The sequence below is a fragment of the Marinomonas rhodophyticola genome (assembly GCF_026113935.1).
Classification (GTDB): domain Bacteria; phylum Pseudomonadota; class Gammaproteobacteria; order Pseudomonadales; family Marinomonadaceae; genus Marinomonas; species Marinomonas rhodophyticola.
Map to the genome: position 1 here is coordinate 1 of NZ_JAPEUL010000012.1, position 15,342 is coordinate 15,342.

Here is a 15,342-nt window from a genome sequence, read left to right on the forward strand (position 1 = left end):
TTGAATGCTAATGCCAATATTGATATTGACAGAATTACCTCTGATAGTGTGATTAATAGCAGTGAATCCGCAGATGGTGTGATGGTTGGTATCACTGGTTGGGTCGGCGGGGATGCTAAGCCTGGTGATACGGTTACTATTACTTTGGATGGCGAGGTGATTGGATCCGGTATTGTTTCAAATGAGCAAAATGCCTCAGGTAAGTATACATACTCTGTTGATGTTTTAGGGTCCGACCTTGCTACTACAACGTTGGCTAATCCATTTGTGACGGCTACCGTGACAGGTACTGATGAGGCAGGTAATCCCTTCTCTGCAAGCAGTACAGAGATCTTTAAAGTTGATACATTTGCCGATGTTGATGTGTTTTTAGCTGAAAACAACAATGATGGCGTGGTTAATTTTGATGAGGCTGGTAATTTAACTGTTGGTGGTTGGTTAGAAGTTGGAGGAAATGTCACCTCTATCACTGTTACTGACAGTGAAGGTCAAATGGTTACTCTGACTGGTAATATTGTGGTTTCTGAGGATGGCAGTGGTTGGGCATATTTCGAAACTAATATTGATGTCTCAACACTTGCTGATGGTGAGTTAAGTGTGGTCGTTAATGTAACAGATGTTTATGGTAACGAAGGGGTTTCTAACCCTCAGTCGATTGTTAAGGATACAGTGGCTGATGCCGGTACGGTGACCGTGAATGCGATCACTTCTGACGATGTTATCAACGCGGAAGAAAGTGGCCAAACTATCACTGTGTCAGGTAAGGCCGTTGGTGGTGATATTTCCGTTGGAGATGTTGTCAAGATGACTATTAACGGCAAGGAATATTCTACGACGGTTGCTGTCGGTGGTTTATGGGGCTCTTGCTGTTGCTGGCAGTGATTTGGCGGCTGATACCGAGTTCGAGGTTGTCGTGACGTCTTCTGATACGGCTGGTAATACCGTTGAGAGTAAAACAACGTCTACTCATGTCGTCGATACTACCGCGCCAGATTCACTTGTTATATCACTTAACACTGATAGTGGTAGTTCAGCGAATGACAATTTGACTAATGATGGCAGCTACACGATTACTGGTATCGAAAGTGGCGCTACGCTTGAATATTTTGTTGATGGAGAATGGATCACTACAGCACCAACCACAACAGAAGGTGTGAATACAGTTACTGTTCGTCAAGTTGATTCTGCAGGAAATACGTCTGAGAGTAGTACGTTAGAGTTTACTCTTGACACAGTTGCTGAGGTGGCTGGTGAAACAGTGTCTATGAATGAGGATTCTGCTGAGCCGATAGTCATTAATATTCTCGCAAATGATGAAAGTGGTGCCGTATTGGTTCTCGAGCGGTGTCTCTTTTGACTCTGAAAAAGGGACTGTCACTGTCAATGAAGATGGCACACTACTCTTTACACCGGCTTCGGATTTCAGTGGTGAGGTAGAGATTGCGTATCAAGTTATAGATGAGGCTGGTAATACGGCTTCAGCGACGGCAACCGTCAACGTCACGCCAGTCACTGATGTGCCAACAGTTGAGTTGACGTTGGCGCCGACTACGACAACTACTTTGTATAGCGTAGATTTATCCAACGTGCTAGATGGAGTAGAAGATCCAGTTGGTAATCCAGCTGGTTTTACTGTGACTGCTTATAACAGCGACAATGATGTCGTTGCTATTTCCATTAAGGATTCAGGAACGCCTACTGGTTTCGGTGTGACGGGACAGGCTAGTAACGGGGCGGACTCAGAAATTGGTAAGCAAGAGAAGTTAGTCGTCGAGCTTGATAAGCCGGCTTCATCCGCAACATTCGAGTTGGCTTGGTTAAATAGTTATAATGAGACGGCTGTTTATACTGTCAAGTATAGTGATGGAACATCGGAGACTTTTACCATCGATGGTAATAGTGACGAAGGCGGTTATGATCGAATTGGTGCTCCTGTAACGGTGAACGCGCCAGAGGGTAAATCCATATTGGCAATCGAGTTTTCTACACCGACAACTGGGGATCGTGTTGCGACAAGTGATTACTTGCTTCATAGCGTTTCTTACGAGTCAGCTGTAACAAATTACATCGTAGACATTACGGCTGCTCCGACAGATACAGACCATTCTGAAAACATTACTGAGTTAACTGTGACAACGCCAGAAGGGACATCCTTGTCTGGAGCTGAAAAGTTGGGGACAGAGAATGGCATAACAACTTGGAAAATCTCGCTAAACAGTGGTGGATTTACAAATAATGTGGAGGTTGATCCTGAAACTGGTGTTGTTACGGTTAAAGGTTTAATACTGTCAGTTCCTGACAACTTTGATGGTGAGTTGTCAGTAACTGCGACAGCTACAGCAGTAGATCCAGGTGCTGCTGCCGTTTCCGGTAGTGCAACTTGGGAAAATTCTGCCCCTGAGCTAGCGTTTGCGGATGGTTCTGATTCTGTGGTCATTTCCGAAGAAGATTTGCTTGATAGCGATTCTGCAGCGGCGAATGGTGTCTCAGTGACTGGGACATTTAGTATAAGTGATGCAGAAGGTCAGAATTTGGCGTTATCACTTGTTGCTCCAGCTGAGGTCATGACATCAGGTGGTGTAACCTTGGTTTGGACAACCGACAGCAGTGGCAATTTGGTCGCCAAAGCGGGTGAGACTGAAATTATTCGTGTGGCGCTTACAGACACAGATGGTCAGCATGGTTATGTGGTTACTTTAAGTGGTCCTGTGGATCATGGTGATACTACATTGGGGGATGCGGTCACTGTTGACTTTGGTATTGCAGTCAATGATGGTCTTGTGACAACGACTGAGTATGTCTCTGTTTCGATTGAAGATTCTGCGCCTGTTGCCGTGAATGACGAAGATAGTATTATTGTTCGTCGAGAAACCTTTGAGGTTACTGGAATAGAGGCAAACTGGGTAAGCTATCAAAATGGTTCTGATATTCGTAAGTTTGATAGCGATGACAATGACGATGGTTTGGATCAGATTCGTTGGGGTAGTCCGGCAGGTTCAGGCTCTCAATCGGGTTATGGTTTTGTAGATAATGATGCGAACCTCGATGGCCGTTTTGAGTTAAATGAAGATATCGTGCTTGGTACATTTACTCACTACAATTACCCTGTTTATGACGGTGGTGCTATCACAGCAGCTTCTATGGAAGTCGCTTTCTCTATCACCGATGACACTGGTGCGACTCAATCAGTCACACTAAAAGTAGACTTTGATCATAATGAGACCGTTAACTCAAGCGATGCTTTAGCTTCACGAGATATTGTTACGGTTAAAAATACTTTTGTGACATTTGAATGGGAAGGTGAGGTTTATACTTTACAGGTTGTTGGTTTTAGAGAAGTCGGTAATTCAGATGGCGATATAATTACTTCTATTTACACGGATGAAAATGCATCGACTAGTTACGAATTGGTTGTTCGAGTTGTTGAAGGTGAAGGGTATAGCCTTCCCGAAACAACAGGTAATGTGCTTGAGGGCGATGATGGTGTCGGGGCTGATGTACTCAGTCAAGATGGCGATATTTCTGTTGTCAGTGTGGCTCTTGGGGGTATCTGTTACTGAGTCTGATGCGAATGTTGGTTCTAGCATTCAGGGGCAATATGGTAATTTAGTGCTTAATGCAGACGGCAGTTACACGTATCAAGTAACGGTTTCTGTAGACAAAATTCCAGCTGGCGCGCAAGAAACATTCTCTTACATGATCCAAGACTCAGATGGTAGTACATCATCTGCGACTTTATCTATCAACGTCGGAACGAACACGGCTCCCGTTGCTCAGAATGACCTGTTTGCTGGTGAAACTGCGCAAGGATTAGTGATAAGTGTAGAAAGTTTACTTTCGAACGATACAGATGTAGATGGCGATACTTTAACTGTGACGAGTATTAGTAATGTTCAGAATGGGTATGCATACCTGAATTCTGACGGGAATGTTGTCTTTACGCCGGCATCAGGCTTTTCTGGAACTGCTTCGTTTGACTATACGGTTTCAGATGGCAATGGCGGTACAGATACTGCGACGGCAACCATCAATATAGTGGCAGATGAAGAGGGGCAGGCTAGTGTTACCGTGACTCTTAATCGAGTTGAACCTCAAGTTACCAGTGATATCTGGCAGGGATTTGAGGAAGGTCATACTTTTGATATTCAAAAATATGACTGGCATGATTGGTATAATGTAGGAGGTAATGACTACAAAAATACAGGTGATACAAGAGTTCAGTTTACGGACATAAATGGTTCAAGTGATGTATTACTTAAAGGAAGCACTTGGTCTAATTCAACTATTACAACCAATCAAGGTGATGATTTTATTCAGATCACTGGCAATTCGAGTGCTGTAATCTCAACGGGTGATGGCAATGATAGTGTTGCTCTAGGTTCTTCTACTAACAGTGGGTCTTCTATTTCTCTTGGATCAGGTAATGATTCTTTGTATGTAAATGGTAACTTAACTGGTAGTGTAGATATGGGAAGCGGTAAAGATAAGATTCTGATTGAAGGGAATCAAAATGGAAGCGGTACGATTACTACTGGCTCTGGTGATGACACTGTTGTTGTCCGTGGTGATGCAAATGCGACCATTTCGACAGGTTCTGATAACGACACAGTTTACGTAGCTAAGACTCTTAATAGTGGCGCTAATATAAATACTGGAAGTGGTAATGATAAGGTATTTGTAGGTGGCAATGTTAATTCAACTATTGATATGAGTGATGGCGATGATGTCCTTATTATAAAAGGTGTAGTAAATGGGACATTAAAAGGTGGACTTGGTACAGATTCATTGTATTTGTCGGAATATACCATTGCACAGGTTCGATCTCTGATTAATAACGGTAGAATATCAGGCTTCGAAAATATTAAGGCAAGTGATGGGATAGTACAGGGAAGTGACTTTTCGGTTTCTTCTTCAGATCCTTTTGTTACATCCTCTTCTGCCGTTTATTACACCGTGTCTATTGATGTGTCTAATTTGGCGAGCGATGAAACTTTATCGAGTGTTGTCATCGATGGCGTTCCAACAGGGGCCAAATTGCAACAGAATGGCGTGGATCTCGATATAAATGATGATGGAACCTATACCGTTTCTGTTGATAGTGGTGTTACTTCAATAGACAACCTAACAATTGTTAGTAGCTCTGATTCTCCGCTTGATGATTTTGAACTTACGGCATCTATTAATACCAATGGTGTAAATGATGATTTGATTGGTACCACAGATGAATCTGTTATTGTTGGCGGTTCCGGTGATGATTTCTTGTCTGGTACTACTGGGGAAGATTCATTATTGGGTAACTCTGGCGATGATGTGTTGTTTGGTGGTAATGATCAAGTTTCAGATACCCTGATGGGAGGCTCTGGTAACGATATCTTTATATTGAATGACACAGCAGATGTGTCAAATATCGATATTATTACCGATTTTAACGCGGCTGAGGACGCATTAGATTTAACTGATCTGTTAACAGGAATAGAAGGAAACCCTGGTAAAGATGCTGATGCCGATGCGATTACCAAGTTCTTAACAGATAACGTTAAGGTAACAGATGGACATGTTAAAGTTGGGGGCGAGGATGTGGCTGAATTTGGTTCTGCTTCTAGTTTCGATTCTAACTTGGATGGTTCGGTGTCATCGACTGATTCGATCAAAGTTATCTACAATGACCAAGAGTACAACATCAATATTGATGGTTAATCTGAGTCTGAAAAGACGAAAATAAAAAAGGCCGAATCGTTATGCGATTCGGCCTTTTCGTTTCTAAAACGTGTTTAGTCTAGAGTGTGATTATTCTTGTTAACTTAAATTATACGCTTAAGCCAATAGGGCAGCTCACGCCTGTGCCTGCGAGGCCACAATACCCATTCGGGTTTTTGTGTAGGTACTGCTGGTGATATTCTTCAGCAAAGTAGTAGGTATCGAGTGGCTCAATCTCTGTGGTGATCATGCCGTGGCCTGCGCCGAGTAGTTCTTTTTGGAAGGCCGCTTTGCTGGCTTCCACAATTGGCATGTCTTTATCGTTTGTTGTGTAGATAACAGAACGATATTGGCTGCCGATATCATTGCCTTGGCGCATACCTTGGGTAGGATCATGGTTTTCCCAGAAAACTTTAAGGATGCCTTCTAATGAAATAATAGAGGGGTTAAATACAACCTGTACGACTTCGCTGTGGCCTGTTTGTCCTGAGCAAACTTCTTCATAGGTTGGGTTGGGGGTGTAGCCGCCCGCGTAGCCAACAGAAGTGACGATAACACCAGGCGTATTCCACAACTTACGCTCGGCCCCCCAAAAACATCCCATGCCTAGGATAATCTCAGATTCATTAGGGTTTTTAGTGCGGACAAACGGTTCATTGTTGACAGCGTGTATCCCAGAGATTTTAAGAGGAGCACTTCTACCAGGAAGAGCATCGGCTTTAGCGGGGATTGTTGATTTTTTGAGAATGGTTTCAATATTGCTGGGCATTTATATCTCCTAACCATATGGTCGAAAAAGTATCGTAGCTATCTTTACCCTGCCATAGTCTTTTATACAAGGTGTTATAGGTGTCTCTAACGTAGATCTGCGTTTACTGATATTAGATAATGAGGGGGAAAGGTCAATTTTCAACTATTCGTAGATATATTCTCAAGTGGGCTTGACTCTTGGATTAATCTACCTATAATACGCACCTCGTTAGCAAGGGTTGAGCAAATTTGCTTAACCAACAAGCATTGATGAATGTTTGTTGTTAATGATGATTAGTCGCGGGATGGAGCAGTCTGGTAGCTCGTCGAGCTCCATAACCCGAAGGTCGTTGGTTCGAATCCGGCTCCCGCAACCATTTTAAATAAGGTAGCAAGTTCCTATTTTTAATTCTAAATAGAGCAATAGCGTATCTTATTTTAGATGAAATCTAATCAAACGAAATCGTTAGTGATTCTTGTAAAAGTTAATTTGTCGCGGGATGGAGCAGTCTGGTAGCTCGTCGGGACTCATAACCCGAAGGTCGTTGGTTCGAATCCGGCTCCCGCAACCAATTCGTAAAGCAGTAAGAATTTATAACCGTTTTGTAAAATATATTTCGAAATTAACCTATTTAATCTCAATAGGTTGCATGTCGCGGGATGGAGCAGTCTGGTAGCTCGTCGGAACTCATAACCCGAAGGTCGTTGGTTCGAATCCGGCTCCCGCAACCATTTTGAAAAGGTCGTTGGTTCACTTTTTAATTAAGAAAAGGGACTCCCGCAACCAATTCGTAAAGTAGTGAAGAATTGGTCATAAAGATTATATCTACACATCAAAAAATCTATATATAGATTCGTTGTCGCGGGATGGAGCAGTCTGGTAGCTCGTCGAGACTCATAACCCGAAGGTCGTTGGTTCGAATCCAGCTCCCGCAACCATTTCTTAATAAAAAATCTTAGGCTCACTTTTAAGTAAAACCAAGTTCTCATGCAACCAATGAGATTTATTGTCTAAGCAGAAAGTTGTCTCACACCTTTATTTTTCCAATATTTTCCTATCTTAGTTCTATTTTCATTTTAAATGCAGTGTTCTTATCAATTGTTTGTTCTTTATAGTTCTGACATGATTTTTGCGGTCAGCTCGGTTCTAGTTTGAACAGTAGTTTTTTTAAAAATGTGGTTTAAGTGAGTTTTTAAGGTCGCTAGGCCCATATCAATACGCTTAGCAATTTCTTTATTGTTCGCCCCCGAAATAAGCATTTCTAGTACATCCAATTCTCTGTCGGTTAGATTATATCGAGTTTGCAAACTGGTACGTTCTTGATCTCGCTTAGGAAGGTAAACCGTGTTTAAACTGTATTCCATGAAGGCGTGAACGGAGTGTAATAGATCGATTTCTTCCTTAGTAAAATCTGACAGAGACTTGTCTCTTAGTAAGCTAATGACGGCAATAATCTCATTGCGTGAATTCCGAAAAAATATATCCAACACATACCTATGTTGGTACTTCTGCATGAATTCTAGATAGTAGCGGTGTTTCATCAAACGTTCAGTTGAAATTTGGGAGCTGAGTGTGACAACGCGATCATTGGTATCTTTAAAATTTCTAGGATGAATTGGATCAAGGGCAAAATAAGTTGAAGTGTAGGCTTTTTCAATTTCAGAGGGCGCGTTGGAAATATAGGCACCTTGATGCTTCATGTCTGGTTGTACCAAGAAAAATACCGAACTGCTTATTTTGATAAGGTTATTAATTAATTCGAGACTTTTGGCTTGAAATAAACTTGGAAACTGATGACTCTGCAAACTTTACCACCAACTGATTTTATCACAAATTGCTGTTGTTTTACTCAAACTTGAGGTCAACCATCTGGTGGATACAATAGCAGATTTGGCTCGTCTAGTATGTAGTTTCTATTTTACGGTTTTTGTAGGTGCTACAATGGAAAGTCAAACAGAGTTGTTATTAAAACGACGCCATAACACTATTGGTAAGTATTCTCCGTTATTTTATGAACAACCTATTCACCTCGCTCGTGGTGAGGGGGTTTGGTTATACGATACGGACGACAATAAATTTTTAGATTGCTACAACAATGTGCCTCATGTAGGGCATTGTCACCCCAAAGTCGTTAATGCCATTACTCAGCAAGTTACGAAGTTAAATATTCATACTCGCTATCTGCATGAAAACATTGTCAATTATGTTGAACGGCTGACTGCTACCTTTGCTGAGCCTCTTAATGCCGCTATGTTAACTTGTACAGGAAGTGAAGCAAATGAGTTGGCTTTGCGTATGGCACGCTTTATGTCTGGCTCGCAAGGAATAATAGTAACCGATGCGGCTTATCACGGTAATACGGAGGCCGTTGGTGAATTGGGAACAGGATTTATGCCTGAGGCTCAAAGAACGAAGCGAGTGCGTTCTTTTCCTATTCCAGATACGTATCGTGGTCTTCCAAATGTTCCTGTAGAAGAGTTAAAAGACGCTTATCTTAAGCACATCAAAGCCGCGATCAATGCTTTTCAAGAGGATGGTCTTGGTGTAGCTGGTATGTTGGTTTGTCCAGATTTTGCTAACGAAGGTTTGCTCAATCTTCCTGACGGCTTTCTTGAAGAAGCGGCTGAAATGGTGCGTGCAGCAGGCGGTTTTGTCATTTTTGATGAAGTTCAAGCTGGCTTTGGTAGAACGGGCAAGCATATGTGGGCGCATCAGTGGTATGACGTTGTTCCTGATATTGTCACGATGGGGAAACCCATGGGAAATGGTTTTCCGTTGGCGGGTATTGTTTCGAGTTTGGATAATATCAACGCTTTTACAAAACATGCTATGTATTTTAATACTTTTGGTGGAACACCTGTCGCTTGTGCTGTCGGTAATGCCGTATTAGATGCCTTGGAAGAAGACAATCTTTTGGAAAATGCTGTGACGACAGGACAATACGTGACGGAAGGTCTACTTAAATTACAAGAAAAATTCGATTTGATTGGTGATGTAAGAAGCCGAGGTATGTTCTTTGGTGTGGAGTTGGTATTAGATAAAACCTTAAAAACACCAGCTAAAGTACAAGCTAAGCAAATCGTTAATTTCATGCGTCATCATGGTGTATTGATCAGTACGATTGGTCCTAGTGACTCGGTTTTAAAGATTCGTCCCCCTATGCCATTTAAACCAGAGCATGCAGACATTTTACTCGCTGCTCTGTTTAAGGCGTTTGATGCAGTATCTCAAGAGGTGGGCGTATGAGTAATAAAGTTGATGATCGTTTAGCCCAGTTAACTCATGCCGCTGAGGCTTCTTTAGTACATTGGAACTTAGAAGGTTCCAAGCTGGATTTAATTAAATACCGTGAAAATGCAGTTTATAAATTAACGACTGCTGACGGTGAGCGTTACGCATTACGGATCCATCGTCCAGGTTATCATGAATATGCTGCTTTGCTTTCTGAACTGCAGTGGATGAGCGCATTATCTGAGTTTGGTGTTGCAACACCTGATGTCATTAAGAATATTAATGATGAATTAATGACTAACATTGTTATTCCTGAAACGGGTGAAGAGGTCTTTGTTGACTTATTTGGTTGGGTCGATGGAGAGCCTATCGGATCTGTCGAAGAAGGGGTGGCAATGACACCAGAGCAAAGTTATGAGATTTATCACACCATTGGTGAAATTGCTGCACAGCTTCATAACCAATCATCTACTTGGACTTTACCAGAAGGTTTTAAACGCCACGCTTGGGATCAAGAAGGTTTAGTGGGTGAAATGCCATTCTGGGGGCGTTTTTGGGAGTTAGAATTACTGACCCCAGAGCAAAAATCTAAGATAGAAGAAGCCAGAGCGAAAGCGATTGAAGTGCTCCAGAGCATTGAAAAGACGGATCAAAATTACGGTTTGATTCATGCGGATTTCGTTCCCGAAAACTTGATGAAAGAAGGTAATAAAGTTCGTCCTATTGACTTTGATGACGCTGGTTTTGGCTGGTATATGTTTGAGCTTGCCACGGCTTTGTATTTTATTCAAAAAGAAGCACACTTTGAGGATGCCAAAGCGGCATTAATAAAGGGCTACCGTTCTAAACGTGACCTTCCTGACAGTGAATTGGCTTTGTTAGATTTGTTTTTAGCGTTACGAAGCTTTACCTATCTGGGTTGGATTCGCAGTCGACAAGAAACTCAAACCGCAAAAGAGTTAGCCGAATACTTGATTGAAAGAGCGATGAGTCAAGTAAAGCAATTTCTCGCGTGGGCCGATAACTATCAAGCTCCATAAATTGGTTAAGATGAAAGCGCTTATTAGATAGTGATAATAAAAAGATGGGTTGTTATACAAAACAGCCCATTTTTATGTCATTACCAGTAAGGTAGCCCTTTTACATGCTGAGACAACGCTTCTGTGAATGCCCTTTGCAGGGGGGTGACTTGTTTGCGGTTGGCGTAAACAGCATAAACGCCTAAGGTTTTAGGCTTCCATTCAGGCAATAGTTTTACGAGCTTTCCATTTTCTATTAATGGCTGCACTGTTGGGAGTGGTTGTAAGCTTATTCCGTTGCCTTGTAATGTTGCAGCGAGCAATACTTCTGAAAGATTAGCGCTTATGTTCCCTGTAATAGGAACAGATTCAGGTCCATTTGGCCCATCAAAAACCCAAGCTGAGCGACCAAAATAAGTGAAAGATAAGCAGTTATGCTGACTTAACGACTGGGCGTCCTGAGGCGTTCCATGTTTAGCCAAATAAGCTGGAGATGCACAGATAACAGATCGGCATTCTCCTAATTTTCTGGCGACCACATTGGGAGCTAATTCATTGGTAATTCGAATGGCTAAATCTATGCGTGACTCAATCAAATTCACCGATTCATCAGTCGACATTATGTCGATAGATGTGCCGGGCCACGTAGAGACAAAGTCATGGATTACATTCATTAAAAAGCTATCTATTAGTGAATAACTGGCTGTTATTCTCAGCTGTCCTTTAAGTGTCGGTGTGTTTTTATTACGAATTCCTTCTAGATCTTCAGTCATTGCCAAGAGGTTTTGAGCAATTTCTAATGTTTCTTCTCCTATGGATGTCAGGCTGAGGCTTCTTGTTGTTCGGTGGAGTAGCCTTATATCCATCCAGCTTTCGAGTTCGGCAAGATATCTTGATACCTTTGCCCTAGACATATCTAGTCGTTCAGCAGCAGCACTTAAGCTGCCTTGCTCTGCAATGGTCACAAATACATGTAATGCGGTGAGTCTATCCACGTAAGTATCCGTTTATTAGATCGAAAAATGAGACAGTGAAAGTTAATTTATAGGGTATTTAGTCGGAATTCAATCAAATATAGTATCGTTATTCACAAACAGCTTCTTAAACATTATGAAAAAAGGCAATCGTATTATGACTAAATTCTCTTCGATAATTCTTACCAGTGCGGCATTGGTTGTTGGCTCTGCATCTGCATCCGATTTGACATTCTCACAATATAATCCGGGGGAAAATGCAATTTTCCCTGTTACCTCTGTGTTGGTAAGTGGTGAGAAAGACGCCATTTTGTTTGATGCACAATTCAATACACAAGATGGACAGGCTTTGGTTGACATGATCAAAGCAAGCCACAAAAACTTAAGCATGATTTATATCTCTGCTGGAGATCCTGATTACTACTTTGGCCTTCAGTCTTTAGTTAAAGCGTTTCCAAAAGTCAGGGTGGTTGCCAGCCAAGCGGTAGTTGAACACATTCAAAGTACAAAAGATGCCAAGCTAGAATACTGGGGACCTATTATTGGTGATGCTGCGCCAACTAATATTGTAGTGCCTGAAATACTAAATGATACGACATTGATGTTGGACGGTAAGGCCATTGAGATCAAAGAGATTAACACTCATCAGGCGTATGTGTGGATTCCATCTATCAAGGCTGTATTGGGTGGTGTTTCAGTCACTTCTGGTATGCATGTCTGGACAGCGGATACGCAAACGCAAGCTTCTAGACAAGAGTGGACTGAATCCCTTAAAAAAATGGCTGCTTTACAGCCAGATGTGGTTATTCCAGGTCATTATTTGGGTGCGATGCCTGCAAAAGCGGAAGCGATTTCTTTTACTATTGATTACCTAACAGCCTTTGAAAAAGAATTAACAGCAGTAGAAAAGCTCAAAGCAAACAAGTCTGATGCCGTAATTAAAGCAATGAAAAAACGTTATCCAGAACTGCCAGGTGAAAGTGATTTGGAGTTGAGTGCAAAGGTGAACACTGGCGAAATGCAGTGGTAATTTTGTCATTAAATAAGGTTGCTCTATGAACAATAGGGCAACCTTATTCTACAAATGTATCCCTCAGATATGAGATCATTATGGTGAATATTGAATACAGACCTGCATCTGCAGATGATTTTGATGCTATCGTTGAAATCTTCTTGGCGAACATGAACCTGAGTATTTTCACCACTTCAACGGATAAGGACGCGTTACGTAATTTGGCGGTTATTTTTTTAGCGAATGATTTTCGTAATGCAAGCTATATGCAAGTCGCTGAATGTAAGGGGGAAATATGTGGTGTGCTTATAGGTATTACTCGAACGTTATCTACGAAAGCGTTAGTTTTTGATTCCAAGCCTTTGGTTAAACAGGCGAAAGCTAATTTACGTAGTTTTGAGGAGGGCGTTAAAGTACTGTCTGATTTAGCCAAAAATAAAAGCCCAATATCGTTCACAAACAACAGTGCTATATCTGATTGTGACAGTGAGTTGGTATTCTTTAGTACCAATGCAAAATATCGACGTCATAAAATTGGCTCTACTTTAATGACGAGGTTTGAGACATTTTTGAAAGAGTGCAATGCAAAAAAATATTTTCTTTATTCTGATAGTCTTTGTACATATCAGTTCTACGATAATAATGGTTTTCAGCGAGTAGAGAAAAAGCAAAATACCTTTAATCCAAAGGTTGAAAACTACACCTATGTTAAAAAAATTATTTAATTTTTTTAACATAGGTGACTGTAATAAATGGTTGGTTTTTAATAAGTATTAAGGTTGTTTGATTTTTACTATGTTAAATGTAGCTTGCGGTATTCTTTTGAGAACCATCCCTGTAAAAATTTTAAACGCTCTTGAAAAGTGAGCTTGATTAGAAAATCCACATTGATAAGCAATTTCTGAAATGTTCGAATAGTTTTTTTCTGATGATGAGAGTAATTGCGCTGCTCGTTCTAGTCGTTTCAAAATGATATATTGCTTAGGTGATGTATTTTCCTGGGCAAATATTCGTGTGAGATGACGCGAAGAAAGTTCACAAGTCATTGCTATCTCTTCACAACTTAAATCTGGATTATGTAAGTTTTCAAAAATATAATGCTTAGCAGCGATTAAATAGCTTAAACCAAGGGTGTCGCTATTATTAAAGTTTTCAGATAGTATACTTCCTAATAGATCAATGATTTCGTGTTTAAATGTTTCAGCCTTATTTTGGTTCGGGTCCTCTAGATATTGCATTCCGATATGATAAAGCGTTTTAATTAGAAAACGATTTCTTTTAGTATCGTTTTTTATTATTTTAGGGGTGTCTAGATTTATTGTCTTCTTGAACAATAAATGATGTCTTTCATAGGGTATGTCAAAGGTTAATTGTTTCATGTTGGATGAAAAGCCAAAAAGGTAAGGCTTATCTGTTCTATAAATGATGAGATCATTTATATCGGGTTTGAAACATTCTTTACCTTGATAAAAAAAGTATGGCTACTTAACCCGAGTGAGAAAAATATAGACTCCTTTGGTAAATCTTTAACAATATGAATGTTTCTTTCGACAACATGTTCATTGGCACGTATAAAAGCTATACCAAAATTATCTATGTGGATGTTCTTTCCCGAGGCAATAAATCCTTCATCTGAAAAAGTGGAACAGCGTAAACCGATCAACTGCTTACCGTTATAGTTTTCCCAGAATTGGCAGCGCTGTTCGGGAGGAGTTAAACTTGTACTAATTGAATCAATTCTTACTGATGTGGTCATTATTCTTATTACTCCCAGTAATTAGGACTCTCTACATTTTAATGATAATTATTATCTTTTATTCCTTTGGTCTTTTGATTTCCAGTCTTGGTGACTAAAGATATCCTATTTTTAATACTACATAAATAGCGGATTGACACATTCGGATTGCCTGATGTTTGTCCGTTTTGATCAAAAAATATGGCAGATAGTATCAAACTCATATGGCAAATCTTTCTTAGAATTTCTACGTTGAAACAACAATAATAAGATTAGGAGAATGTTATGCCTGAGTTAGCGAAAAACGAATTTTGGAAGGGGCTAAAACCAATTGAAAACTGCCTTATGCCAGATTCGAAACCAGAAGTCTATTTGCCTGATGTTGCCACTGACGATTTAAAAATGTACGTCCCTTTTACTGAGACGGTATCATCGCGCCCGTTATGGATCTCCCCTAGTGAGAATCGTTGGTGCGACATCCTTATGTCGACCAGTGCAGGATTGGTTAATCGTCATTATCATCCCCATGAGGTATTTGCCTATACCATATCTGGAAAATGGGGATATCTAGAACATGACTGGACTGCCACTGCTGGCGATTTTGTCTATGAAACCCCAGGAGAAGGACATACTTTGGTGGCCTATGAGCATGACGAGCCTATGAAAGTATTTTTTATCGTTAAAGGGCCATTAATTTGGCTAAATGACGACGGTAAACCCGATGGCTATTTTGATGTGCATGACTACATTGCTATGTGTCGAAAACACTATGAAGAAATAGGCTTAGGTGCTTCTTACGTGGATAATTTATTCCGTTAAGACTCTACAACACACTTACTCCATAAAATTAAAATAATATGCGGTAGCAATTAACATTGATGCCGCAAGGAGCATTATTATGAATGGTCAGCATTCAGTTAAAT

General features: G+C 40.7%; 14 protein-coding genes and 4 tRNA genes. 13 read left to right on the plus strand and 5 right to left on the minus strand.

Annotated elements, in window-relative coordinates; genetic code table 11:
- From ONZ52_RS21900 to ONZ52_RS21915, 4 genes are all read left to right on the plus strand, one after another.
- Positions 1-882 (plus strand): Ig-like domain-containing protein (locus tag ONZ52_RS21900; RefSeq protein WP_265220749.1); only part of this gene is annotated, 882 nt, incomplete at its 5' end.
- Positions 848-1,357: an Ig-like domain-containing protein gene (locus tag ONZ52_RS21905; RefSeq protein WP_265220750.1), complete on the plus strand. Its 510-nt coding sequence runs from the start codon at positions 848-850 to the stop codon at positions 1,355-1,357. The genes ONZ52_RS21900 and ONZ52_RS21905, both read left to right, overlap by 35 nt.
- A complete protein-coding gene (locus ONZ52_RS21910) occupies positions 1,323-3,560 on the plus strand; it encodes a choice-of-anchor K domain-containing protein (RefSeq protein ID WP_265220751.1) in 2,238 nt (745 codons plus the stop codon). The genes ONZ52_RS21905 and ONZ52_RS21910 overlap by 35 nt, the downstream gene beginning before the upstream one ends.
- Entirely contained in the window at positions 3,541-5,697 is a 2,157-nt protein-coding gene (locus tag ONZ52_RS21915) for an Ig-like domain-containing protein (RefSeq protein ID WP_265220752.1), read from the plus strand. Before ONZ52_RS21910 ends, ONZ52_RS21915 begins: the two co-directional genes overlap by 20 nt.
- A gap of 109 nt (positions 5,698-5,806) precedes the next feature.
- On the opposite strand, the gene msrA is transcribed toward ONZ52_RS21915, so the two are convergent.
- On the minus strand, positions 5,807-6,466 hold the full coding sequence (msrA, locus tag ONZ52_RS21920) for a peptide-methionine (S)-S-oxide reductase MsrA (RefSeq protein ID WP_168827646.1): 660 nt from the start codon (positions 6,464-6,466) through the stop codon (positions 5,807-5,809).
- A 280-nt stretch (positions 6,467-6,746) separates the two neighbouring features.
- Between msrA and ONZ52_RS21925 the strand changes: the two genes are divergently transcribed.
- The 4 genes from ONZ52_RS21925 to ONZ52_RS21940 all read left to right on the plus strand — a co-directional run bounded on the left by ONZ52_RS21925 (position 6,747) and on the right by ONZ52_RS21940 (position 7,386).
- Positions 6,747-6,824 (plus strand) — tRNA-Trp (locus tag ONZ52_RS21925).
- 117 nt (positions 6,825-6,941) lie between these two features.
- A tRNA-OTHER gene (locus tag ONZ52_RS21930) sits at positions 6,942-7,019 on the plus strand.
- An 82-nt stretch (positions 7,020-7,101) separates the two neighbouring features.
- Positions 7,102-7,179, plus strand: a tRNA-OTHER gene (locus ONZ52_RS21935).
- 129 nt (positions 7,180-7,308) lie between these two features.
- Positions 7,309-7,386, plus strand: a tRNA-Met gene (locus ONZ52_RS21940).
- Between the two features lie 171 nt (positions 7,387-7,557).
- Here the strand turns inward: ONZ52_RS21940 and ONZ52_RS21945 are convergent.
- Positions 7,558-8,253, minus strand: a complete 696-nt coding sequence (locus ONZ52_RS21945; RefSeq protein WP_265220753.1) for a helix-turn-helix transcriptional regulator — start codon at positions 8,251-8,253, stop codon at positions 7,558-7,560.
- 136 nt (positions 8,254-8,389) lie between these two features.
- Here ONZ52_RS21945 and ONZ52_RS21950 point away from each other — a divergent pair, with 136 nt between their 5' ends.
- Both ONZ52_RS21950 and ONZ52_RS21955 read left to right on the plus strand, forming a co-directional pair.
- Positions 8,390-9,694: an aspartate aminotransferase family protein gene (locus tag ONZ52_RS21950; protein WP_265220754.1), complete on the plus strand. Its 1,305-nt coding sequence runs from the start codon at positions 8,390-8,392 to the stop codon at positions 9,692-9,694.
- A complete protein-coding gene (locus ONZ52_RS21955) occupies positions 9,691-10,719 on the plus strand; it encodes a phosphotransferase enzyme family protein (protein WP_265220755.1) in 1,029 nt (342 codons plus the stop codon). Before ONZ52_RS21950 ends, ONZ52_RS21955 begins: the two co-directional genes overlap by 4 nt.
- A gap of 80 nt (positions 10,720-10,799) precedes the next feature.
- On the opposite strand, the gene ONZ52_RS21960 is transcribed toward ONZ52_RS21955, so the two are convergent.
- The gene (locus tag ONZ52_RS21960; RefSeq protein ID WP_265220756.1) at positions 10,800-11,693 is read right to left on the minus strand and encodes a LysR family transcriptional regulator; all 894 of its coding nucleotides are present in this window, start codon (positions 11,691-11,693) and stop codon (positions 10,800-10,802) included.
- A 136-nt stretch (positions 11,694-11,829) separates the two neighbouring features.
- Here ONZ52_RS21960 and ONZ52_RS21965 point away from each other — a divergent pair, with 136 nt between their 5' ends.
- Together ONZ52_RS21965 and ONZ52_RS21970 are read left to right on the plus strand one after the other, a co-directional pair.
- Positions 11,830-12,702 (plus strand): Vmh family MBL fold metallo-hydrolase, encoded by an 873-nt coding sequence (locus ONZ52_RS21965; RefSeq protein WP_265220757.1) that lies wholly within the window; start codon positions 11,830-11,832, stop codon positions 12,700-12,702.
- 80 nt (positions 12,703-12,782) lie between these two features.
- Positions 12,783-13,409 (plus strand): GNAT family N-acetyltransferase, encoded by a 627-nt coding sequence (locus ONZ52_RS21970; protein WP_265220758.1) that lies wholly within the window; start codon positions 12,783-12,785, stop codon positions 13,407-13,409.
- Positions 13,410-13,457: 48 nt separating this feature from the next.
- Here the strand turns inward: ONZ52_RS21970 and ONZ52_RS21975 are convergent, their stop codons facing one another.
- Both ONZ52_RS21975 and ONZ52_RS21980 read right to left on the minus strand, forming a co-directional pair.
- Positions 13,458-14,063 (minus strand): helix-turn-helix domain-containing protein, encoded by a 606-nt coding sequence (locus ONZ52_RS21975; RefSeq protein WP_265220759.1) that lies wholly within the window; start codon positions 14,061-14,063, stop codon positions 13,458-13,460.
- Between the two features lie 56 nt (positions 14,064-14,119).
- Positions 14,120-14,440, minus strand: a complete 321-nt coding sequence (locus ONZ52_RS21980; protein ID WP_265220760.1) for a hypothetical protein — start codon at positions 14,438-14,440, stop codon at positions 14,120-14,122.
- A gap of 264 nt (positions 14,441-14,704) precedes the next feature.
- Between ONZ52_RS21980 and ONZ52_RS21985 the strand changes: the two genes are divergently transcribed.
- On the plus strand, positions 14,705-15,238 hold the full coding sequence (locus ONZ52_RS21985) for a 2,4'-dihydroxyacetophenone dioxygenase family protein (protein WP_265220761.1): 534 nt from the start codon (positions 14,705-14,707) through the stop codon (positions 15,236-15,238).
- Positions 15,239-15,342: the final 104 nt, after the last annotated feature.